The organism is Delftia sp. DS1230 (assembly GCF_040112715.1).
Lineage (GTDB): Bacteria > Pseudomonadota > Gammaproteobacteria > Burkholderiales > Burkholderiaceae_C > Comamonas > Comamonas tsuruhatensis.
In genome coordinates this window covers 5,491,611-5,510,818 of sequence record NZ_CP157763.1, presented here as the reverse complement: position 1 = coordinate 5,510,818, position 19,208 = coordinate 5,491,611, and the positions used below count along the sequence as shown (strand labels likewise).

Here is a 19,208-nt window from a genome sequence, read left to right as displayed (position 1 = left end):
CTGCAATGGCTCCGCAACCGCGGCATTGCGCAGGCCGCGCCCACCCCAGCGCAGCAGTGCTCCGACTTTTGCTGGTGCGCCGCTCAGCCGGCCGCAGGCGCGCTGCGGTAGGGTTCCTCGAACGGCCGGAAATCGTGCTCGGCCAGTGCGCCCTGCACCCAGTCCTGCACGCCCGGCAAGGCGCGCACGCGGCGCACGTAGGCGTCGATGGCCGGGGCCAGCGGCAGCTCGTAGGTCGTCAGGCGCATGCACACGGGCGCGAAAAAGGCATCGACGATGCTGAACTGGTCATACAGCATGGGGCCGCTGGCCGTGGACAGCAGCGGCTGCCACAGCTCGGACAGGTGCTGGACATCGTCGCGCAGGTCCGCGCGCTCGGCCCACAGCCGCGCGCCGACCTCGGGCAACTGGGCCTCGATGTTCATGGGGCACAGCGAGCGCAGCGCGCCGAAGCCGCTGTGCATCTCGGCACAGAGGCTGCGCGCGCGGGCGCGGTTCAGGGCCAGGGTCGGCCACAGGTGTTTTTCAGGGAATTTCTCGGCCAGGTACTCGCAGATGGCCAGGCTGTCCCAGATGGCCATGCCTTCATCCATGAGCACGGGCACGCGGCCCGAGGGAGACAGCGCGCGGGCGCGCTGCTTGAAGGCGGACTGCTCGTCGAAGCTGTCAAAGCGCAGCATGACTTCTTCGAAAGCAATGCCGGCCTGGCGCATCAGCACCCAGGGGCGCATGGACCAGGATGAGTAATTCTTGTTGCCGATATAGAGCGTGAGCATGGCCGCAACCTCCGCGATAGGCCCTACAGCTTAGCAAGCATGGCAGGAAAACCCATGTAGGAGCCGGGCGCTGCCTGGGCGCGCTCTAATGCGTGCCATGCAAAACGATAGCTCTTCCCCCCAGGCGCCAGCGGGGCGCCACACGGCTGCGCTGGTCCTGTTTTCCGGCGGCCAGGATTCGACCACCTGCCTGGCGCAGGCACTGTCGATGTACGAGCGCGTCGAGACCCTGGGTTTCGACTACGGCCAGCGCCACAGCGTGGAAATGCAGGTGCGCCAGCAGGTGCGCGAGCGGCTGGCCAGGGACTTTCCCGAATGGGCACCGCGCCTGGGTGACGACCATGTTCTCTCGCTGGACGTGTTGCAGCAGATCGGCGGCTCCTCCCTGACCGAGGACGTGGCCTTCGCCATGCAGGCCGACGGCCTGCCCAACACCTTCGTGCCCGGCCGCAACCTGCTGTTCCTGACCCTGGCCGGCGCGCTGGCCTACCGTCGCGGCCTGTCGGTCATCGTCACCGGCGTCTGCGAAACCGACTACTCCGGCTACCCCGACTGCCGTGACGACACCATGAAGGCCATGCAGCTCGCCCTGAACCTGGGCCTGGAGCGGCGCCTGCGCATCGAAACCCCGCTTATGTGGATAGACAAGGCCCAGACCTGGCAAATGGCCCACGACCTGGGTGGCGACACCCTGGTGGACCTCATCCAGCGCGACACCCACACCTGCTACCAGGGCACGCGCGAGACGCTGCACGACTGGGGCTACGGCTGCGGAACCTGCCCCGCCTGCGACCTGCGAGCCCGCGGCTGGCATCAATGGCAGGCGCAGCGCGAGACAGCAAACTAAAGAAGCACAGCGCTAAAAACCGGCGCGGCCAAAAGCGAGGGACACCGAGCAAGGGTCGCCCCGCAGTGAGGGTGTCGTCCCCCTCCCCCGCGAAGCGGGCAGAGAGGGGGAAGGCGCGCAGCGCCTCAGGGGGTGCTTGTTCTACACCGGCCAGACGACTCCGTGGTCATTCAGGATGGCGTCCAGCGGCAGGTCATGCGGCTCGGGCTCGAACTCGTCCACATAGCCGCAGCCGTAGCCCAGGCCCACGGTGAAGGGCTTGGGCTGCAGTTCGGCCAGGGTGCGGTCGTAGAAACCCCCGCCATAGCCCAGGCGGTAGCCGCCGGCCGCGTAGCCCACGCAGGGCACGAACAGCAGGGTGGGGGTCAGGGTTTCGGTGTCCTTGGGCTTGGGAATGCCGTAGGCATCCTCTTCCATGGGACAGCCCGGGTACCAGGCGTGAAAGCTGAGTGTCTTACGCTGCTTGTCAATCACCGGCAGTCCGATTCGGCGCCTTTGTGGGGTACCCTGTAGCTCGCCATCTTCCTTCCAGCGGTGAAGCGCGGGCAGCGGATCGAACTCTCCCTTGATCGGCCAATAGGCGCCGATCACGGTGTCGGGCCGTTGGATCAGCCAAAAGCGCATGACCTGTTGCAGCGCGTCGGCGCGCTGCAGTCGGTCGGGAAGATTGAGGCGCTGGTCTATCAAGCTGCGGCGCAGGGCTGCTTTGTCCATCAGATAATTTCCTCCATGCACTGGCTGAAGATTTTGACACCGCTTTTGGCGGCTTCCCTCTGGACCACCGCAGCCACGCCTGCGCTGGCGCAAAACCGTGGCGACGATGTCTTGCTGGAAATGCAGCAGGCCTTCCGCAAAGGCGACAAGGCCAAGCTCACGCAGCTGCTGCCTTCTGCGCGTGGCCATGTGCTCGAACCTTGGGCCGCGTACTGGGAACTCAAGGCCCGGCTGGATGAAGCCAGTGCCGATGAGATTCTGGGGTTTTTCAAGCGCTGGCCCGGCACCTACCATGAAGACCGGCTGCGCAACGACTGGCTGCTGCTGCTGGGGCAGCGCCGGGACTGGGGCATGTTCGACCAGGTGCATGGTGCGTTTCGCATGCGCGATGACCGCTCCGTCAGCTGCTACGCCCTGCTGATCGACAGCATCAAGGGCCAGCCTGCTGCCAACCTGGGCCAGCAGGTGCGCGACCTGTGGTGGGCCCAGCGCGACGCCGACGACGGCTGCACCTACGCCGCCGGCGAGCTGTACGCGGCCAAGCAGATCAGCGAACCCGAAGTCTGGCGCAAGGCGCGCCAGGCGGCCGAGGCCAATCGCCAAAAGGCCACGCGCGATGCCGTGGCCATCGTCGCTCCCGAGGCCTTGCCCCAGGTGGCGCAGGTGTTCGCCTCGCCGGCGAAGTACCTGGCCGGGCAGACGCGCGTGCGCGGTGCCGTGCCCAAGGAACTGGCGCTGCTGGCGTTGATCCGCATGGCGTCCAGCGACCCGGCGGCGGCGGCCACCCAGCTGGAAGGCGGCTGGGGTGCCCGGCTGACGGCCGAGGAGAACAACTGGGCCTGGGGCGTGATCGGCAAGCAGGCCGCGCTCAAGCTGCAGCCCGAGGCTGCGGCCTATTTCGGCAAGGTGCGCAAGGACGGCGATCTCAGCGACGAACTGCTGGGTTGGAAGGTGCGTGCCGCGTTGCGTGCAGGCGACTGGCGCACGGTGCGCCGCGCCATCGACGCCATGGGACCTGAGCGCACCGAACACACATGGACCTACTGGAAGGCCCGCGCCCTGCTGTCGGGCCGCCCCAGCGAGCAGGAGCGCTCCGAGGCGCGCCAGCTGCTGGAGGACATGGCCGGCCCCGGCAGTTTCTACGAACAGCTGGCGCTGGAGGATATCGGCCAGCGCGTGACGGCCCCACCGCCGCCTGCGCCGCCCACGGCACAGGAGAAGGCCGCCGCCCGCGCCAACCCCAGCCTGGTGCGCGGCCTCTACGCCATCCAGAACGGCCTGCGCAGCGAAGGCGTGCGTGAATGGAACTACGCCACCAACCTGCACCAGGCCGGCGGCATGAACGACCGCGAACTGCTGGCCGCCGCCGACCTGGCCTGCCAGCAGCAGGTCTGGGACCGCTGCATCAACACCAGCGAGCGCACCCGCAGCTTTGCCGACTGGAGCCAGCGCTTTCCCATGCCCTTCCACGACACGGTGCTGGCGCGCTCGCGCTCCATCGGGCTGGACCCGGCCTACGTCTATGGACTGATCCGCCAGGAAAGCCGCTTCATCATGGATGCGCGCTCGGGCGTAGGCGCCTCGGGCCTGATGCAGGTCATGCCGGCCACGGCCCGGTGGACGGCGCGCAAGATCGGCATGACGGACTTTTCTCCGTCCATGATCAATGACCGCGATGTGAATATCACCATAGGCACCGCCTATCTGAAGCTGGCGCTGGACGATTTCGACGGCTCCATGGCGCTGGCTGCGGCCGGCTACAACGCCGGCCCCGGCCGCCCGCGCAACTGGCGCAACGGCCCGGTGCTCGACGCCGCCATCTGGGCCGAGAACGTGCCCTTCACCGAGACGCGCGACTATGTGAAGAAGGTGCTGTCCAACACCACCAACTACGCGGCGCTGATCACGGGCCAGCCTCAGTCGCTCAAGAGCCGCCTGGGCACCATCGGCCCGCGTGATGCGGCCACGCCCGACCCCAGCAAGGACCTGCCCTGAGCCGCACTTGACATTCCTGCGGGGTGCGGCGATGCCTGTCGGCGCTACACTTGGTTACCGACTGGCGGGCCGCATGCCGCGGCCCCGGATACCGCAGGGGTTTCAAGAATGACAACAACAGGGAGCCGCGCGGCCTGGGTCGCGCTGGGTCTTGCATGGGCGTGCACGGCGGCAGCGCAGCCCGTCTACAAATGGGTGGATGCCGAAGGGCGCACGCACTACGGTTCGCAGCTGCCCGTCGACCAGGCCGATGCCGGCCAGATCAAGGTCTCGCCCAATGGCAGCTCGGGCGCAGGCTCGGGCCGGTTTGGCGAAGAGCGCAATCCCGACGGCACGAAGAAGCTGCCCAAGCAGGTGCGCGAGCTGGCGGACGGCGTGGCCAAGGGCCTGAGCAAGGTCGATTCCAAGGAGGTGCCGCTGAACTGCGCCGCCGCCGTGGACAACATCCGCAGCCAGGTGGACACCATGGTCGAGAACGGCCAGAAAAACCTCAAGGGCGGCTACATCACGCAGGCGCAGTTCGATGCAACCGCAGGCAAGTTCCGCGAGGCGCGCACGCACGCCACCGTGGCCGACTGCCAGGCCTCCACGGGCCGCTCCAAGGCCATGTACCAGTGCATGTCCAACAGCTACAACCACCTGATCGGCTGCGCGGAAAAGCACAAGCCCTGAAGCGATCCCATCCCTCAGGTCTCGGCCCACATGCGCAGGAGGTTGTGATATTGGCCCGCGAGGCTGAGGGTTTCATCGGTCTCGCCCAGTTTTTCGCGCAGGCGCTGGATGGTCTGGTCCATCTCGAACAGCATGGCGCGGCGTGTGTCGTCGCGCACCATGCTTTGCGCCCAGAAGAAGGCGCACACGCGCTCGCCCCGGGTGACGGGCTCCACGCGGTGCAGGCTGGTGGAGGGATAGAGGATCAGGTCGCCGGCCGGCAGCTTGACCTCGTGCGTGCCGTAGGTGTCCACCACGACCAGCTCGCCGCCATCGTAGTCCTCGGGATCGCAGAGGAAGAGGGTGCAGGACACATCGGTGCGCATCCACTGCTGCGCGCCTGGCAGGCGCCGTGCCGCACCGTCCACGTGCAGGCCATAGGTTTCACTGTCTGCATAGCGGTTGAACAGCGGCGACATGGTGCGCGCGGGCAGGGCGGCACTGAAGTACAGCGCATTGGCCGCCAGCGCCTGCTCGATGGTGCGGCCCTGCTCCAGTGCCACGGGCGAGTCTTCGGGCAACTGGCGGTTGCGCTTGACCCGGGCGCCCTGGCTGCCCGCCGTGGCACGGCCATCCACCCAGTCGGCGGCGTCGATGGCTGTGCGGATCGCAGTGACCTGCTGGCGCGTGAGCACGTCGGGAATGTGCAGCATCATGGTGCGGGTCCTCCTCGCATGGAAAAAGCCCCGGCGGGGCCGGGGCGGTACTGGGATTGTCGGCGCTCTGCGCGCTGCAAGGCCGGCGCGGCCGCCCGTCTTGCATCCACTCAGAAGCGGAAGTTCGCCGTCACGCGCACGGAGCGCGGCGTGCCCGGGAAATAGCGGTAGCCGCTCTTGTTGATGGCGCCCACATACTCCTTGTCGAACAGGTTGTAGAAGTTCAGCTGGATGTCGGCGTTCTTGTTGATGCGGTAGCTGGCCATGGCGTCGAAGACCCAGTAGGCATCGGTGAAGTTGGGCGTGCCCACGGCTCCGTCGGTGCCACGCTTGAGTCCGCCCGAGTAGCGCGCCCCGCCAGCCAGCGTCAGGCCGAACGGGAACTGGTAGCTGGTCCACAGTGAGAAGGCGTTCTTGGGCGTATAGGTCAGGCCGCTGGAGCCGTCCTGCGCCACGGTGGCGCCCGTGTCCACCTTGGTGTCCTGCAGCGTGTAGCCGGCAGTCACGCCCCAGGCGGGCGTGATCTGGCCCGTGGCGCCCAGCTCCAGGCCCTGCACGATCTTCTTGCCGGTCTGTCCCACGGTGCCGTCAGGGTTGGTGACGATCTCGTTGGTGATCTCGGTGCGGAACAGCGCGCCTGTCAGCAGCAGGCGCTTGTCCATCAGCTCCCACTTGGTTCCCAGTTCGGCGGTCTTGGCCTTTTGCGGGTCCATGTTGGGGTTGTTGGCGTTGTTGGCGGCCGTGGACAGCGTGAAGTTGGCACCGCCCGGTGGCTGCTGCGACAGGGCGTAGTTCACGTACACGCTGCCATTGGGCGCGGGCTTGTAGAGGCCGCCGATCTTCCAGCTCAGCAGGGTGTCGGAGGCCTCCAGGCCCACGGCGCTGGGCAGCACGGTGCCTGCAGGATTGCTGCCGCAGGCCGGGCCGCTGCGGCCGCCGCAGACGGCGCGTGCGTCGTACTGCGTCTTGTAGCGGTCCAGGCGCAGGCCGGCGTTGGCCTGCCATTGCTCGTTGAACTTGAGCGTGTCGAAGGCGTACAGCGCGAAGGTGTCGGTCGAGCCCTTGCTGTCGGCGCCGTTGCGCGACCAGTTCAGGCCGGAGTTGGGCACCTGCGGGTCATAGAGGCTGGCATTGGGCCAGGCGCCCGTGGTGCCCGTGCCGTAGTTGCTCTGCTTTTCGCGCGTGATCTCCACCCCGGTGCTCAGCTCGTGCCGCACGCTGCCTGTCGCCAGCTTGGTCGTCAGGTTGGTCTGGTTGGTGACGATGTCGTTGACCTGGTTCTTGAAGGTCGGCAGGCTGCGTGCCACGGTCCAGTCGGCGGGATTGCTGCTGTTGTTGCTGGACAGCGTCATGAAGGCCGTGAGCAGGTAGTCCTGCTTGGTGCGGCCCCAGCGCGTGGTGTTGCGCAGCGTGGTGTCGGGCGTGAAGTCGTGCTCCACGCGCAGCGTGACCATGTCGGCCGTCACGTCGTCGTGGTCGGCGCTGGTGCCGTAGAAGCGGCTGGGGTCCACGGGGCGGCCCGCGTTCAGGCGCGCATCGGTGTTGCTGTAGCCGGGCAGGCCGATGGTGGGCACGCCGCCGTCCGGCACATTGCTTTGCTTGACGTGCAGCACGTTCAGGTAGGTGCGCGTGTCGGTGTTCAGTCCGAAGGCGAACGACGGTGCGATGCCCCAGCGGTCATTGGCCACGCGGTCGCGGCCGGCGACGCCGGCGTCCTGCACCATGGCGTTGAGCCGGAAGGCCGCACCGCCCATGCCGGTCAGGCTCTTGTTCCAGTCCACGGTGGAGCGCTTGTAGCTGCCCGAACCCGCGCCCAGCGAGGCGCCGAAGCTGTCGGCCAGGCTGGGCTGCTTGGTGACCATGTTGATGGCGCCGGTGGGCGCGCTGCGGCCGTAGTCGGTGCTGGCCGGGCCCTTGGTGACTTCCACCTGCTCGGTGTTGAACACGTCGCGCGAGATGGAGCCCACGTCGCGCACGCCGTCCACATAGATGCTGTTGGAGGTGTCGAAGCCGCGCATGTAGATGGCATCACCCGTGCTGGTGTTGCCGTTCTCGCCCGCGTAGAAGGTGCCGGCGCCGGGCACGTTGCGCAGCGCCTCGGTCAGCGTGGTGGCGCCTTGTTCCTGCAGCACCTGCTCCTTGATGACGGAGATGGTCTGCGTCGTGTCCACCAGCGGCTGCGTGAACTTGGGGGAGGAGACCTGTGCGGGTTCGTAGCCGGTGCTGCGCGAGCCTTCGACGGTCACTTCCTTGAGGCTGGGCGCGGTCCTGGCGCTGGGCGTCTGTGTCTGGGCCACGGCCGGCATGCCCAGGGTGGCCAGGGCCGCGGCTGCAGCGATGATGCCGGCCGACGGCGAGCGGCCAGCGCTGTCGTGTTTGCGGCTTTTGATGTACGAGTTGGAGTTCGCCATGGTTGAACGGAAAGCGGGATGGGCAGTGAACATGCTGGCTTGCTGGCCGGCGTTGCGCGGGCGGCTGGAGAGCTGTCTTGGCTTGCCGGTGCTGGCTGGATCAGGCAGTTTTGCCTGGATTGAGAATGGTAATGATTCCTAATAAAAATATAAGAATAGTCTGATAAGTGAATGGATGGCCGTTGCCGCCCAGCAACAGCCCTGTCTCGGAACTTCAGCGCGGCGACCAGCCTGGCCGAGCGCGCCCCGCCCGGGATATGGTGCGCGCCGCGCGCTGTTCAGGCTGGCGATGTAACGCTGGTTGGCGAGGTTGTAGACGTTCAGCTGCAGGCTCAGGTTCGCGCTGAGCTCCCAGGCCATGAAGGCGTACAGCGCAAGGGTCTTGGTGTGGCCTTCGTTGATCTGGCCGGCATAGCGGATGTCCTGGCCCGTGATCGCATCGCTGACGCCGGGATCGTAGAGATTGGCGGGCGCCAGGGCGCCTGCGCCCGTACTCGGAACCCGAGGCGCCCTTGACGATCTCGATGTCCTCGATGTTGAAGGTGTCGCGCATCGGGCTGCCCAGGTTGCGCACGCGGTCGATGAAGATGCTGCCCGTGGTGCCGCAGCTGCGCAGTGCTTGCGGCCGGTGATGTGATTGGCGTGGTTTGCGCCTATCGCAGATCTGTTTCGTTCAGGCGTTGTGAACCCATTCGCCCTCGCGCTGCGCCGCGCCCGATTGCACCAGCGCATCCACCAGCGTGCGGCTCCAGTGCTCGGCGGTCTCGTGGCTGAAATAGCCTGTATGCAGCATGCCGAAGTAGGGCGTGGCGTCCAGCCAGGCCAGCAGTTCAGTGGTGCGCACGCGCTGCCAGTCCAGCAGCCGGTACTTGAGCAGCACCTTGGCCGCGTAGAGGGCATGGCGCTCGGGGGCGCGCACAAAGCCGTCCAGGCGGCGGCGCGCCGTGTCCAGCGCCGCGGCCACGCCCGTGAAAACGCCGCCGTGGCCGGGGACGATGGTGAGCGGTGCCAGGGCCTCGATCACATCCAGCGTGGCGGCCACTTCCTCGAAGGCCTGCAGGCCCTCGATTTCGGGAAACACCACGCCGAAGCCGTTTTCCCAGAGCGCATCGGCCGAGATCAGTGTGCGGCTGGCAGGCTCGAACAGGATGATGGAGTGCGGGTCATGCCCCGGCGCGGCATGGATCTGCCAGTCGCGCCCGGCCAGCCGCACGCTGGCGCCGGGCTGCAGTACGCCGGTCAGCGCAAATGGCGGGCATTCCTGGCCGGTGGGGGTGTAGCTCAGCGCCTCGGGATTCCAGTGGCGCACGAATTCGGCCTGGCCCGGCGCGACATAGGTCCGGGCCTGCGGCCAGCGCGCCTGCAGTGCGGCATTGCCGCCGCAGTGGTCGCTGTGCAGATGGGTGTTGAGGATACGCGCCAGCGGCTGGCCCGCCAGCGTCTGCTCGATCAGCAGCACGGTCTGATCGGCATGGCTGACGTAGCCGGTATCGACCACGGCCGCGCCGTCGTCCTGCGGATCGGCAGGGTCGGCCGCGAAGACGATGTTGTTGGCCGACAGCCAGCCGCGCTCCAGCACGGTCATGCCGGGGGGCAGCGCGGCGCTGTCGCTGGTTGGTGCGGAGGTTGTCATGAGGAGGTGGGCAGCTTTTGCCCGAGGCTAACAGCCGCAGGCAGCCACGGCTGACGCGTGGGCTACAGCTGCGGCTGTCCGGATTTCAGGCGGGATCGCGCAGGGCGCGCCGCAGGATCTTGCCCACATTGGTCTTGGGCAGTTCGTCGCGGAACTCCACCTGCCGCGGGCGCTTGTAGCCGGTGAGCTGGTCATGGCAAAAGCGCATCACCTGGTCCTCGGTCAGTGCCGGGTCGCTGCGCACCACGTAGACCTTGATGGCCTCGCCCTGGCGCTCGTCAGCCACGCCCACGGCCGCGCATTCGAGCACGCCGGGGCACATGGAGATCACGTTCTCCAGCTCGTTCGGATAGACGTTGAAGCCGCTGACCACCATCATGTCCTTCTTGCGGTCGATGATGCGGGTGAAGCCTTCCTGGTCCATCACGCCGATGTCGCCGGTACGCATGTAGCCGTCGGCCGTGAAGGCCTTGGCGGTTTCGTCGGGCTGGTTGTAGTAGCCGCGCATGACGTTGGGGCCCTTGATGCACAGCTCGCCGGCCTCGCCGGCCGGGAGATCGCGGCCTTCGTCGTCCTTGATGGCGATGGAGATGCCCGGCAGCGGCAGGCCGATGGTGCCGCTGAAGGCTGTGGCGGTGACGGGGTTGTTGGTGCCGATGGCGCAGGTCTCGCTCATGCCCCAGCCCTCGATCATCACGCTGCCCGTGACCTGCTGCCACTGGCGCGCCGTGCCCTCGCTGGCGGCCATGCCCCCGGCCTGCGACACGCGCAGCTGCGAGAAGTCCAGCTCGCGGAACTGGGCGTTGTTGAGCAGGGCGTTGAACAGGGTGTTGACGGCCGGCAGGATGTGGAAGGGCCGTTTCTGCAGCACCTTGACGAACTTGGGGATGTCGCGCGGATTGGGGATCAGGCTCAGGCTGGCGCCCATGCGCATGGCAAACAGGCTCACCGTGAGCGCGAAGATGTGGTACAGCGGCAGCGCCGCGATGATGTGCGTGTCCTGCGCGCTGACGCGCCCGTGCAGGGCCGGCGTGAACCAGGCATGCGCCTGCAGCGTGGCGGCCACGATGCAGCGGTGGGTGAGCACGGCACCCTTGGACAGCCCGGTGGTGCCGCCCGTGTATTGCAGGAAGGCCACCGAATCCAGTCCCGCCTGGCTGGGGCGCAGCTCTTTCTGGGCGCCGCGCGCCAGCGCCTGGGAAAAGGTCGTGACCTCGCGCACGGTGCCGCCCTCACCGTCCAGCGGCAGGCTGTAGGCCGGCACCATCTTGGCCAGGTGGCGCACGGCGAAGGTGATCCAGCTGCCATACATGCCGCCCAGCAGATCGCCCATGGCCGTGACGCAGACATGGCGGATGGCGCTGCGCTCGATCACGTCGGCCAGGGTGTGGGCGAAGTTCTCCAGGATGATGATGGCCGTGGCGCCCGAGTCCTTGAGCTGGTGCTCCAGCTCGCGCGGGGTGTACAGCGGATTGACGTTGACACAGGTGTAGCCGGCGCGCAGCACGGCCGCCATGCTCACGGCGAACTGCGGCACATTGGGCAGCATGATGGCCACGCGCGCATCGGGCTCCAGCCCCAGACCCTGCAGCCAGGCGCCCAGGCGCGTGGACAGCTGGTCCAGCTCGCGGTAGCTCATCCAGCGGTCCATGCACACCGAGAAGGGCAGGTCCGCATGCTGGGTGAAGGCCTCCTCCAGCAGATGTGTGAGCGAGCGGTATTGCTCGGGATGCACCTCGTGGGGCACATCGGCGGGATAGTTCTTGAGCCAGGGCGCAGCGTCCATGCAGGGTACCTTGGGTTGCTGGTGAGACAGGGGAACGGCAAAGGGGCAGGCGCCGGTCGGCCGGCCACCGCTGCGGCTGATTCTGGTCAGGCGGGTGCTTTGCGGTCTACGCGGGGTTGTCCTAGGCAGGGGCCGCCGTCCCCCACGAAAGTGCGGCCGCTCTGTGCTACGTTGGCGTTTTTTTCAGGGAGGGCGGGCTGCCGTGAACGCACGCATTCTGCAAATGGTGGCGCTGGGCACGCTGGCCGGCGCCATGGCCTGGCTGGCATGGTGGTGGCCGGAATCGCGCGGGCTGGCGCTGGCAGGAGCGCTGCCGGGCCTGTGCTGGCCGGGCCTGCATCTGGGCCTGCAGATGGTGTTGATGCGCCGCGTGGTGCGCAAGGCCGGCGCACCCGTGCCCGCATGGCGCACGGTGGCGGCAGCCTGGCTCGCCGAGTGGGCATTGGCCGTGCAGGTGTTTGGCTGGCGCCTGCCCTTCCGGGTCCATGCCGAGGCCGATGGCTGGCCAGGTGACCCGGCCGCAGGACAAAACGCAAGCCCGGTCACAGGCCAGGTCGGCATGGTGCTGGTCCACGGTTTCTTCTGCAATCGCGCGGTCTGGGCGCCATGGCTGCGGCGGCTCAAGGAACGCGGCATTGCCTGCGCGGCCATGACGCTGGAGCCGGCGCACGGCGCATCCATCGACGCCATGGTGGCCGACCTCGATGCCTGCGCACGCCGCATGGCCCAGGCCACGGGGCAGGCGCCGCTGATCGTGGCCCACAGCATGGGCGGGCTGGTGGTGCGTGCCTGGCTGGGCCGGTTGTCCGCGCAGGAGCGCCGGCAACTGGCTGCCCATGTGGTGACCCTGGCCACGCCGCACCGCGGCACCTGGATGGCGCGCTTCGCCCATGGCCTGCCGGCGCTTCAGATGCGCGAGGACAGTTCCTGGCTGCAGCGCCTGGGGCCGCCGCCGCCCGAGGTGGCCTTCAGCTGCTGGTGGAGCTGCTGCGACAACATCGTCTTTCCCTTCCCCGTGGCCACGCTGCCAGGGCAGCACGCGCACCGCCTGGACGACGTGGCCCATGTGCAGCTGGTGTTCGACGAGCGCGTCTGGCGCTTTTGCCTGGAGCTGCGCGAGCGGCTTCAGGACGCGGAAGTCTGCAGGGCCACTTCACCGGGCAGCAGCGCATCGGCCGCGATGGTCGGCTGATCGCGCAGCTGGCGGTACAGCGGCTCGAAATCGGCGGCCGTGAGGTCGAACAGCTGCTGCAGGTCGTCGATCACGAAGTAGGTGTGCTGGTAGGTGTCGATCTTGTAGAGCGTGCGCATGGCGCGCTCCAGCGACAGCGGCAGGCGCTGCGGCTCGGGGCTGCGCACCGAGTAGTTGAGCTCGCCCGAAGAACTCAGAATGCCCGCGCCGTAGGCGCGCAGGCCGCCCTGCTCGCGGATCAGCCCGAACTCGATGGTGTACCAGTACAGGCGCGACAGCATCTCGCAGGCGCCCAGCTCGGCGGCCTTGAGCCCGCCCTGGCCATAGGCCTGGATGTAGTCGGCGATGACGGGGTTGAACAGCAGCGGCACATGGCCGAAGAGGTCATGGAAGACATCGGGCTCGACGATGTACTCGAACTCCTCGGGCTTGCGGATCCAGTCCGTGACCGGGAATTTGCGGTTGGCCAGCAGCGAGAAGAAGGGCACCTCGGGAATCAGGCCCGGCACGCCGACGATCTCCCAGCCCGTGGCGCGGCGCAGGCGCTCGTTGACTTCCTCGAAGCGCGGAATGCGGTCCTTGGCGCCCAGCGAGGGCAGGGCGTCGATGAAGTGCTGGCTGGCCAGTCCCGGCAGCAGGGCGGACTGGCGTTCGTACAGGCGCCGGTAGGTGTCGTGGTCGGCCTCGGTGTAGGCGTCGTAGTCCTGCGCGCAGGTGTAGTCGTCGCTGGCGCGGCTGTAGTCGCCGCGCGGCGGGCGGTCGGCCTGGCCGTAGACCACGGGTGCCACACCGGGGGCGTGGGCGGGTACGTGGGACGAGGTGGGGGTCGCTGCGGTGCTCATCATGGTGCTCTCCAGGGATCTTGTCATTGCTGCCCCGGGCCGGGGGCAGGCAAGGCACCTGCGCGGCTCAGAGCTGGCGGATTCGGGCGGCCTGCACCAGCAGGCCGTATTTGCTGTGCTCGGAGCGCACAAAGCGCGCGAACTCCTGCAGCTGAAGGTCTTCGGGCAGCACGCCCATGGCGGTCAGCGTTTCCTGCACCGGACTGCTGCGCATGGCCTTCGAGAACACGGCGGCATGGCGCTGGGCCAGGTCGGCGGGCCAGCCGGCAGGCGCGAACAGGCCGAACCAGTTGGCGAGGTTGAAGCCCGGTACCGTGTCGTTGAGGCTGGGCACCTCGGGCAGCAGCGGCACGCGTTCCAGCGTGGTCACGGCCAGGGCCTGCAGCCGGCCTGCACGGATGTGCGGCAGCGAGGACGCCAGGCTGTCGAACAGCAGATCGGCCGATCCGTCGAGCAGGGCCGACAGCGCCGGCTGCGTTCCGCCAAACGGCAGATGCAGCAGCGGCAGCCGCGTGAGCATCTGGTACATCTCGCCCGACAGGTGCCCGCTGCTGCCCGGCCCGCCCGAGGCATAGCGCAGCGGCTGGCGGTGCTTGGCAAGAAAGCGCTGCAGGTCCAGCGCCGTGCGTATGCGCCACTGGCGCGCCAGATCGCTGCGCATCACCAGCACATTGGGCATGCGCGCCACCAGCACCAGCGGCTGGAAGTCGCGCAGCGGGTCGTAGCCCAGCTGGGGCTGCAGCCAGGGCAGCACGGCGTGCGTGGCGGCCGCGCCCATCAGCAGCAAGCGGTCCTGGGCCGTGGCCTGGGCCACCATGTTCGAGCCCTTGGCGCCGCCTTCGCCCGGCACGTAAAGAATGTGGATGGCCCCCAGCTTCGCGGAGCTGGCCTCGACCAGAGGACGCGCCGTGCGGTCCAGGGGGCCGCCGGCTGCATAGGGAACGATCAGGGTCAGGGCGTCGGATTTCGCGTCGCGCGCCGGGGCTGTCAAGGCTGTCGAGGCTGTCGGGGGCGGCTGGGGCTGTGCCGAAGCCGGCAGCCAGGGCAGGGCGGCCAGGGCCGCCAGCAGGCTGCGCCGCGCCATCCGGGCCGACGGCTGCGGGCCGGCTGCCGCAGGTGCACGTACTGGCGCAGATGCACGGGCATGGCGTGGCATGGCGCGGGTGGCGTCGTGGCGGGGCGTCATGGCGTGAAGCGAAATGGAGGCGATCCCCGCAGTATAGGCAGCGCCGACTGCCGCTGAGGCCGCACGCGCCCATGTCCTGCGCGCGCCGGGCCGTCTGTGCGCGGGCGGGGAACTGGGCCAGGTTCAGCGGGGCTTTCATGGGGGTCTCCGGCCTTTTTGTGCAGGACAGTGTTTCGGGCGCCCCAGGCATGGCCTGCGGGCTTGCGATCAGTGCTGTCACTGTAGGCGGGAGGGGCTTCAGCTTTTTGCCGTTTGCCCTTGGTGGGAAAATGCGGAATGCATGAAAATTGCGGAATTCTTTTGTTTATCGCAATTTAACTGGTTAATTCGGGTTAACCCTGAAGAAATCCGTACTTATTTACGAGTCCACCGCCATGAGCGCCACGCACACCATCGACAAACTGGATCGGGCCATTTTGCGCCGCCTGCAGGCCAACGGCCGGGAAACCTATGACGTCATCGGGGAGCAGGTCGGCCTGTCTCCCAGTGCCGTGCTGCGCCGGGTCAAGCGCCTGGAAGACAGCGGCGTGATCGACCGCTATGTGGCCCTGGTCCAGCCGGAGACCGTGGGCCTGGGGCTGACCGCCTATCTCAACGTGCGCCTGGAGAAGTACACCGAGACCAGCAAGCGCAACCCCATGGACGTGTTCCGCGCCAGCGTGCAGACTTGGCCCGAAGTGGTGGAGTGCGTGTCGCTGACCGGGGAGATGGACTATCTGATGCGTGTGGTCGTGGCCGACATGCAGCACTACACGCGCTTCGTCATGGACACCTTGCTCAAGCATCCCAGCGTGCAGGATTGCAAGACCAGCTTCGTGATGGATCGCGTCAAGGTGACCACGGCCGTGCCTTTGTAGCCTTCGGGCTCGACAGGCGCCAGGCCGTCGGGTGTTGCAGGGAGGGGAAATTGGTTTGCATGCCAAAACCTTACGGTTTTGTTGCATTGCAATATCTTCGTTGCTCGACCTCGGGTTTTTACCTATATTTGAGCCATGAATGCATCCAAAGACTGGTTGAAGGCGTCCTGGCAGGCCGGCCGGGACATGTTGCGTGCGAGCGCAGGCCAGCCGCACCGTCCCGATGGGCGCTCCGCGTCCATGGTGCCCATTCGTTCGCTGGGCCCGTCCCACCGCGAACGCGTGGTGGCGCATTTGCTCAAGCTCGATGACGGCGACCGCTACCTGCGCTTCGGCTATGCCGCCAGCGACGAGCAGGTTCGCCGCTATGCGATGCAGCTTGATTTCGAGCGCGACGACATCTTCGGCATCTACAACCGCCGGCTCGAGCTGATCGCCATGGCGCATCTGGCCTTTGCCTCGCATCCCGAGCACAAGAGCTGCGCCGAATTCGGCGTTTCCGTGCTCAAGCAGGCACGCGGCCGCGGCTACGGCGGGCGCCTGTTCAACCGCGCGGTGATCCATGCACGCACCAAGGGCGTGTCCATGATGTTCATCCACGCGCTGTCGGAGAACACGGCCATGCTCAAGATTGCGCGCAAGGCTGGCGCCACCATCAAGCGCGATGGCTCCGAGTCCGAGGCCTACCTGCAGCTGCCGCCCGCCGGCATCGACACGCACATGGCGTCGCTGATGACCGAGCACATCGGCGAGGTGGACTACCAGCTCAAGAAGCAGGCCAAGCAGTTCTGGGATTTCCTGGCCGACGTGCAGGAAATCCGCCGTGGCGTGCAGGATGGCCGCCACCAGGCCGGCGAATAGGCGCAAAACGCCGCAAAGGGAATTGGCGCAGCGCATGCAGGGGTGACGGAGCAATCCGCTATCCTTGCGGCTTGTTTCACTACCGCACGTCCTGCACTCCAAGACAGTGTCCGACCCCCATCCTGCGCGCTCTTCCGAGAAGGAAAGCAAGCGAAGCTTCCTGCAAAAGGTGGCCGAGTTCATCCACCCGGCCCCTGATTCTCCTGACGAGCTGATCGAGACCCTGGCCGACGCCGAGGACAACCAGGTCATCGGCCCCGAGTCCCGCGTCATGCTCGAACGCGTGATACGCATGGCCGACATGACGGCCGGCGACGTCATGGTCGCAGCCCCTCGCATGGACCTGGTCAACATCGACGCTCCGTTCGATGAACTGCTGCACCAGGTCATCACCACTGCACATTCGCGTTTCCCGGTCTACCAGGGCGAGCGCGAGAACATCATCGGCATCCTTCTGGCCAAGGACCTGCTCAAGCTGCAGCGTTCACCGGACCTGAACATCCGCGCCCTGCTGCGCCCCGCCGCCTTCGTGCCGGAGAGCAAGGGCCTGAATGATCTGCTGCGCGAGTTCCGGGGCAACCGCAACCATCTGGCCGTGGTCATCGACGAGTTCGGCCGCGTGGCAGGCCTGGTGACCATCGAGGATGTGCTGGAGGAAATCGTCGGCGAGATCGAGGACGAGTTCGACATCCCCGAGGACGAGGGCGACATCTTCGCCCTGGCCGACAACAGCTACCGCGTGGCGGGCGACACCACCATCGAGCATGTGAACGAAGCCTTCGAGGTCGCCCTGCATGCCCGCGATCCCGAAGATGAGTTCGACACCATCGGAGGCCTGATCGCCCACGAAATGGGCCATGTGCCCAAGCGCGGCGAGCAGATCCATCTGGCCGGCCTGGAATTCACCGTGCTGCACACCAAGGGCGGCGCCGTGCGCTGGTTCAAGGTGGTGCGCGATCCCGCAGCCGACAGTCTGCTGCGCAGCTGAGGCTGCCCCTTTCTATCCCCACCGACATCTCTCCCGTACCTGGCCGATGCCCCTGTCCAGTTCTTCCGCTTTTTCGCAAGACGGCCGGCGCATGGGCCGGCTCGCCGTGGGCGTGCTGCTGCTGCTTGCGGGTGCAGCCCAGGCCCTGTCGCTGGCCTGGCCCTGGGCGCGCGGCCAGGGCGACGGGCCGCTGAGCCTGGTCGGCGGCTATGGCCGCCCGCTGTGGTGGCTGCAGATTCTGTCGCTGGCCGTGCTGGCACGCGCCCTGCAGACGGCACAGCGCCCGGCCCAGGCGGCGGGGCGGGCCATGCTCTATGCCACCGCCTGGCTGGTGGCCACCTTCTGGTGGCTGTTCATCTCCATGCATGTCTATGGCGGCCTGCCTGCGCCGCTGGCCGTTGCCGCCGTGCTGGCGCTTGCGGCCTTCCTGGGCAGCTACTACGCGGTGGCCGCCTGGGGCTGGCACAAGCTGCGCCCCACCAGCACGGCGGGCGGCGCCTTGCTGTTCGCCGCCGTCTGGCTGCTGGCCGAATTGGCGCGTGGCTGGCTGTGGACCGGCTTTCCCTGGGGCGCGGGGGGCTATGCCCACGTCGAAGGGCCCCTGTCGGTGCTGCCGCGCTGGATCGGCGTCTACGGCACGGGGGCGGTGGCGTCCTGGCTGGCATATTGGCTGGCCGCCTTGGCGGCCGGTTCGCGGGGCGGACAAGCCCTTCGGCCTGCACGGTGCGCGGCCACTGTGGCGGCCCTGGTTCTGGCCTGGGGCGGGCTGTGGTGGCTTCGCGATGCCGCCATCAATGCACCATCGGCCGAACGGCCAGCGCTGAGCGTGGCCATGCTGCAGGGCAATATCCCGCAGGATGAGAAGTTCGAGGCCGGCAGCGGCATTCCGCTGGCCCTGGGCTGGTACGGGCGGGAGCTGCGCGCGGCCACGGCGCAGCTGGTGGTCGCACCCGAGACGGCCGTGCCCCTGCTGCCCCAGCAGTTGCCCGAGGAATACCTGGACCTGCTGCGCGAACCGTATCTGAAGAAGGGAGGCCGGCAGGCGGCGCTGCTGGGCATTCCGCTGGGCTCGGAAGAGGCCGGCTATACGAACTCGGTCGTGGGCTGGCAGCCTGGCCAGATCCAGGACTACCAATACGACAAGCACCATCTGGTGCCCTTCGGGGAGTTCATCCCGCCGCTGTTTCGCTGGTTCACGCAGATGATGAACATACCGCTGGGCGACTTCAACCGCGGCGCGCTGGGCCAGCCTTCCATGGCCTGGGCTGGCGAGCGGCTGTCACCCAACATCTGCTACGAGGATTTGTTTGGCGAAGAGCTGGGTGCACATTTCGGCAATGCAGCGACGGCGCCCACGGTGCTGGTGAATTTCAGCAACATCGGCTGGTTTGGCGACAGCGTGGCGATCGACCAGCATCTGGCCATCAGCCGCATGCGGGCGCTGGAGTTCGAGCGCCCCATGCTGCGCGCCACCAATACCGGCGCCACGGTGGCCATCGACCACCGGGGCGTGGTGACGCACGCGCTGGTGCCTTACGAGCGCGCGGTGCTTGAGGCCAGTGTGCAGGGCCGCGAGGCCTTGACACCGTTTGCGCGCTGGGTGAATGCAGCAGGCCTGGTCCCGCTGTGCGCCGCTGCTGCGGCGGTGCTGCTGGTGGCCTGGATCGGCCGCCGCAGGGCCTCGGTTCAGGGGCTGTAGCCAAGTCCCGCGACCTGGGTCGGCGTGGCTTTTGTGGCAGAGTTTTGATGCGGC

The 19,208-nt window shown here is 67.4% G+C and carries 16 protein-coding genes; 8 read left to right on the top strand and 8 right to left on the bottom strand.

Translation table 11 applies throughout. From position 1 onward, the window contains the following. Positions 1 to 83 precede the first annotated feature (83 nt). On the bottom strand, positions 84 to 776 hold the full coding sequence (locus AAN986_RS24815; protein ID WP_016446508.1) for a glutathione S-transferase family protein: 693 nt from the start codon (positions 774 to 776) through the stop codon (positions 84 to 86). 97 nt (positions 777 to 873) lie between these two features. Here AAN986_RS24815 and queC point away from each other — a divergent pair, with 97 nt between their 5' ends. Beyond that, on the top strand, positions 874 to 1,623 hold the full coding sequence (queC, locus tag AAN986_RS24810; RefSeq protein ID WP_197065135.1) for a 7-cyano-7-deazaguanine synthase QueC: 750 nt from the start codon (positions 874 to 876) through the stop codon (positions 1,621 to 1,623). A 141-nt stretch (positions 1,624 to 1,764) separates the two neighbouring features. Here the strand turns inward: queC and AAN986_RS24805 are convergent, their stop codons facing one another. Beyond that, positions 1,765 to 2,337, bottom strand: coding sequence for a 5-formyltetrahydrofolate cyclo-ligase (locus AAN986_RS24805; protein WP_012203191.1), 573 nt, complete (start codon positions 2,335 to 2,337; stop codon positions 1,765 to 1,767). 15 nt (positions 2,338 to 2,352) lie between these two features. Here AAN986_RS24805 and AAN986_RS24800 point away from each other — a divergent pair, with 15 nt between their 5' ends. Together AAN986_RS24800 and AAN986_RS24795 are read left to right on the top strand one after the other, a co-directional pair. Then, the gene (locus AAN986_RS24800) at positions 2,353 to 4,332 is read left to right on the top strand and encodes a lytic transglycosylase domain-containing protein (RefSeq protein WP_047217752.1); all 1,980 of its coding nucleotides are present in this window, start codon (positions 2,353 to 2,355) and stop codon (positions 4,330 to 4,332) included. Between the two features lie 108 nt (positions 4,333 to 4,440). Beyond that, positions 4,441 to 5,004: a DUF4124 domain-containing protein gene (locus AAN986_RS24795; RefSeq protein ID WP_047217751.1), complete on the top strand. Its 564-nt coding sequence runs from the start codon at positions 4,441 to 4,443 to the stop codon at positions 5,002 to 5,004. Between the two features lie 14 nt (positions 5,005 to 5,018). On the opposite strand, the gene AAN986_RS24790 is transcribed toward AAN986_RS24795, so the two are convergent. From AAN986_RS24790 to AAN986_RS24775, 4 genes are all read right to left on the bottom strand, one after another. Continuing rightward, a complete protein-coding gene (locus tag AAN986_RS24790; RefSeq protein WP_016446503.1) occupies positions 5,019 to 5,699 on the bottom strand; it encodes a Fe2+-dependent dioxygenase in 681 nt (226 codons plus the stop codon). Between the two features lie 110 nt (positions 5,700 to 5,809). Further along, positions 5,810 to 8,110, bottom strand: a complete 2,301-nt coding sequence (locus AAN986_RS24785) for a catecholate siderophore receptor Fiu (protein WP_133072466.1) — start codon at positions 8,108 to 8,110, stop codon at positions 5,810 to 5,812. 673 nt (positions 8,111 to 8,783) lie between these two features. Then, the gene (locus AAN986_RS24780) at positions 8,784 to 9,743 is read right to left on the bottom strand and encodes an MBL fold metallo-hydrolase (protein WP_133072447.1); all 960 of its coding nucleotides are present in this window, start codon (positions 9,741 to 9,743) and stop codon (positions 8,784 to 8,786) included. Positions 9,744 to 9,828: 85 nt separating this feature from the next. Further along, positions 9,829 to 11,529 carry a long-chain-fatty-acid--CoA ligase gene (locus tag AAN986_RS24775; protein ID WP_016451850.1) on the bottom strand — a complete coding sequence of 567 codons (1,701 nt, stop codon included), beginning with the start codon at positions 11,527 to 11,529 and terminating at the stop codon, positions 9,829 to 9,831. A gap of 202 nt (positions 11,530 to 11,731) precedes the next feature. On the opposite strand from AAN986_RS24775, the gene AAN986_RS24770 reads away from it, so the two are divergent. Beyond that, positions 11,732 to 12,721 carry an alpha/beta fold hydrolase gene (locus AAN986_RS24770; RefSeq protein WP_016451849.1) on the top strand — a complete coding sequence of 330 codons (990 nt, stop codon included), beginning with the start codon at positions 11,732 to 11,734 and terminating at the stop codon, positions 12,719 to 12,721. Here the strand turns inward: AAN986_RS24770 and phhA are convergent. Continuing rightward, on the bottom strand, positions 12,655 to 13,566 hold the full coding sequence (phhA, locus tag AAN986_RS24765; protein ID WP_133072448.1) for a phenylalanine 4-monooxygenase: 912 nt from the start codon (positions 13,564 to 13,566) through the stop codon (positions 12,655 to 12,657). The two genes, AAN986_RS24770 and phhA, sit on opposite strands and share 67 nt — an antisense overlap. 64 nt (positions 13,567 to 13,630) lie before the next feature. Next, positions 13,631 to 14,749: a tripartite tricarboxylate transporter substrate binding protein gene (locus AAN986_RS24760; RefSeq protein ID WP_223275136.1), complete on the bottom strand. Its 1,119-nt coding sequence runs from the start codon at positions 14,747 to 14,749 to the stop codon at positions 13,631 to 13,633. A 374-nt stretch (positions 14,750 to 15,123) separates the two neighbouring features. Between AAN986_RS24760 and AAN986_RS24755 the strand changes: the two genes are divergently transcribed. The 4 genes from AAN986_RS24755 to lnt all read left to right on the top strand — a co-directional run bounded on the left by AAN986_RS24755 (position 15,124) and on the right by lnt (position 19,154). Continuing rightward, positions 15,124 to 15,606 carry an Lrp/AsnC family transcriptional regulator gene (locus AAN986_RS24755; protein WP_016446496.1) on the top strand — a complete coding sequence of 161 codons (483 nt, stop codon included), beginning with the start codon at positions 15,124 to 15,126 and terminating at the stop codon, positions 15,604 to 15,606. 135 nt (positions 15,607 to 15,741) lie between these two features. Then, a complete protein-coding gene (locus tag AAN986_RS24750; RefSeq protein WP_046985773.1) occupies positions 15,742 to 16,467 on the top strand; it encodes a GNAT family N-acetyltransferase in 726 nt (241 codons plus the stop codon). A 106-nt stretch (positions 16,468 to 16,573) separates the two neighbouring features. Continuing rightward, a complete protein-coding gene (locus AAN986_RS24745) occupies positions 16,574 to 17,455 on the top strand; it encodes a transporter associated domain-containing protein (protein WP_016446494.1) in 882 nt (293 codons plus the stop codon). Positions 17,456 to 17,501: 46 nt separating this feature from the next. Next, on the top strand, positions 17,502 to 19,154 hold the full coding sequence (lnt, locus tag AAN986_RS24740; RefSeq protein ID WP_016451848.1) for an apolipoprotein N-acyltransferase: 1,653 nt from the start codon (positions 17,502 to 17,504) through the stop codon (positions 19,152 to 19,154). Positions 19,155 to 19,208: the final 54 nt, after the last annotated feature.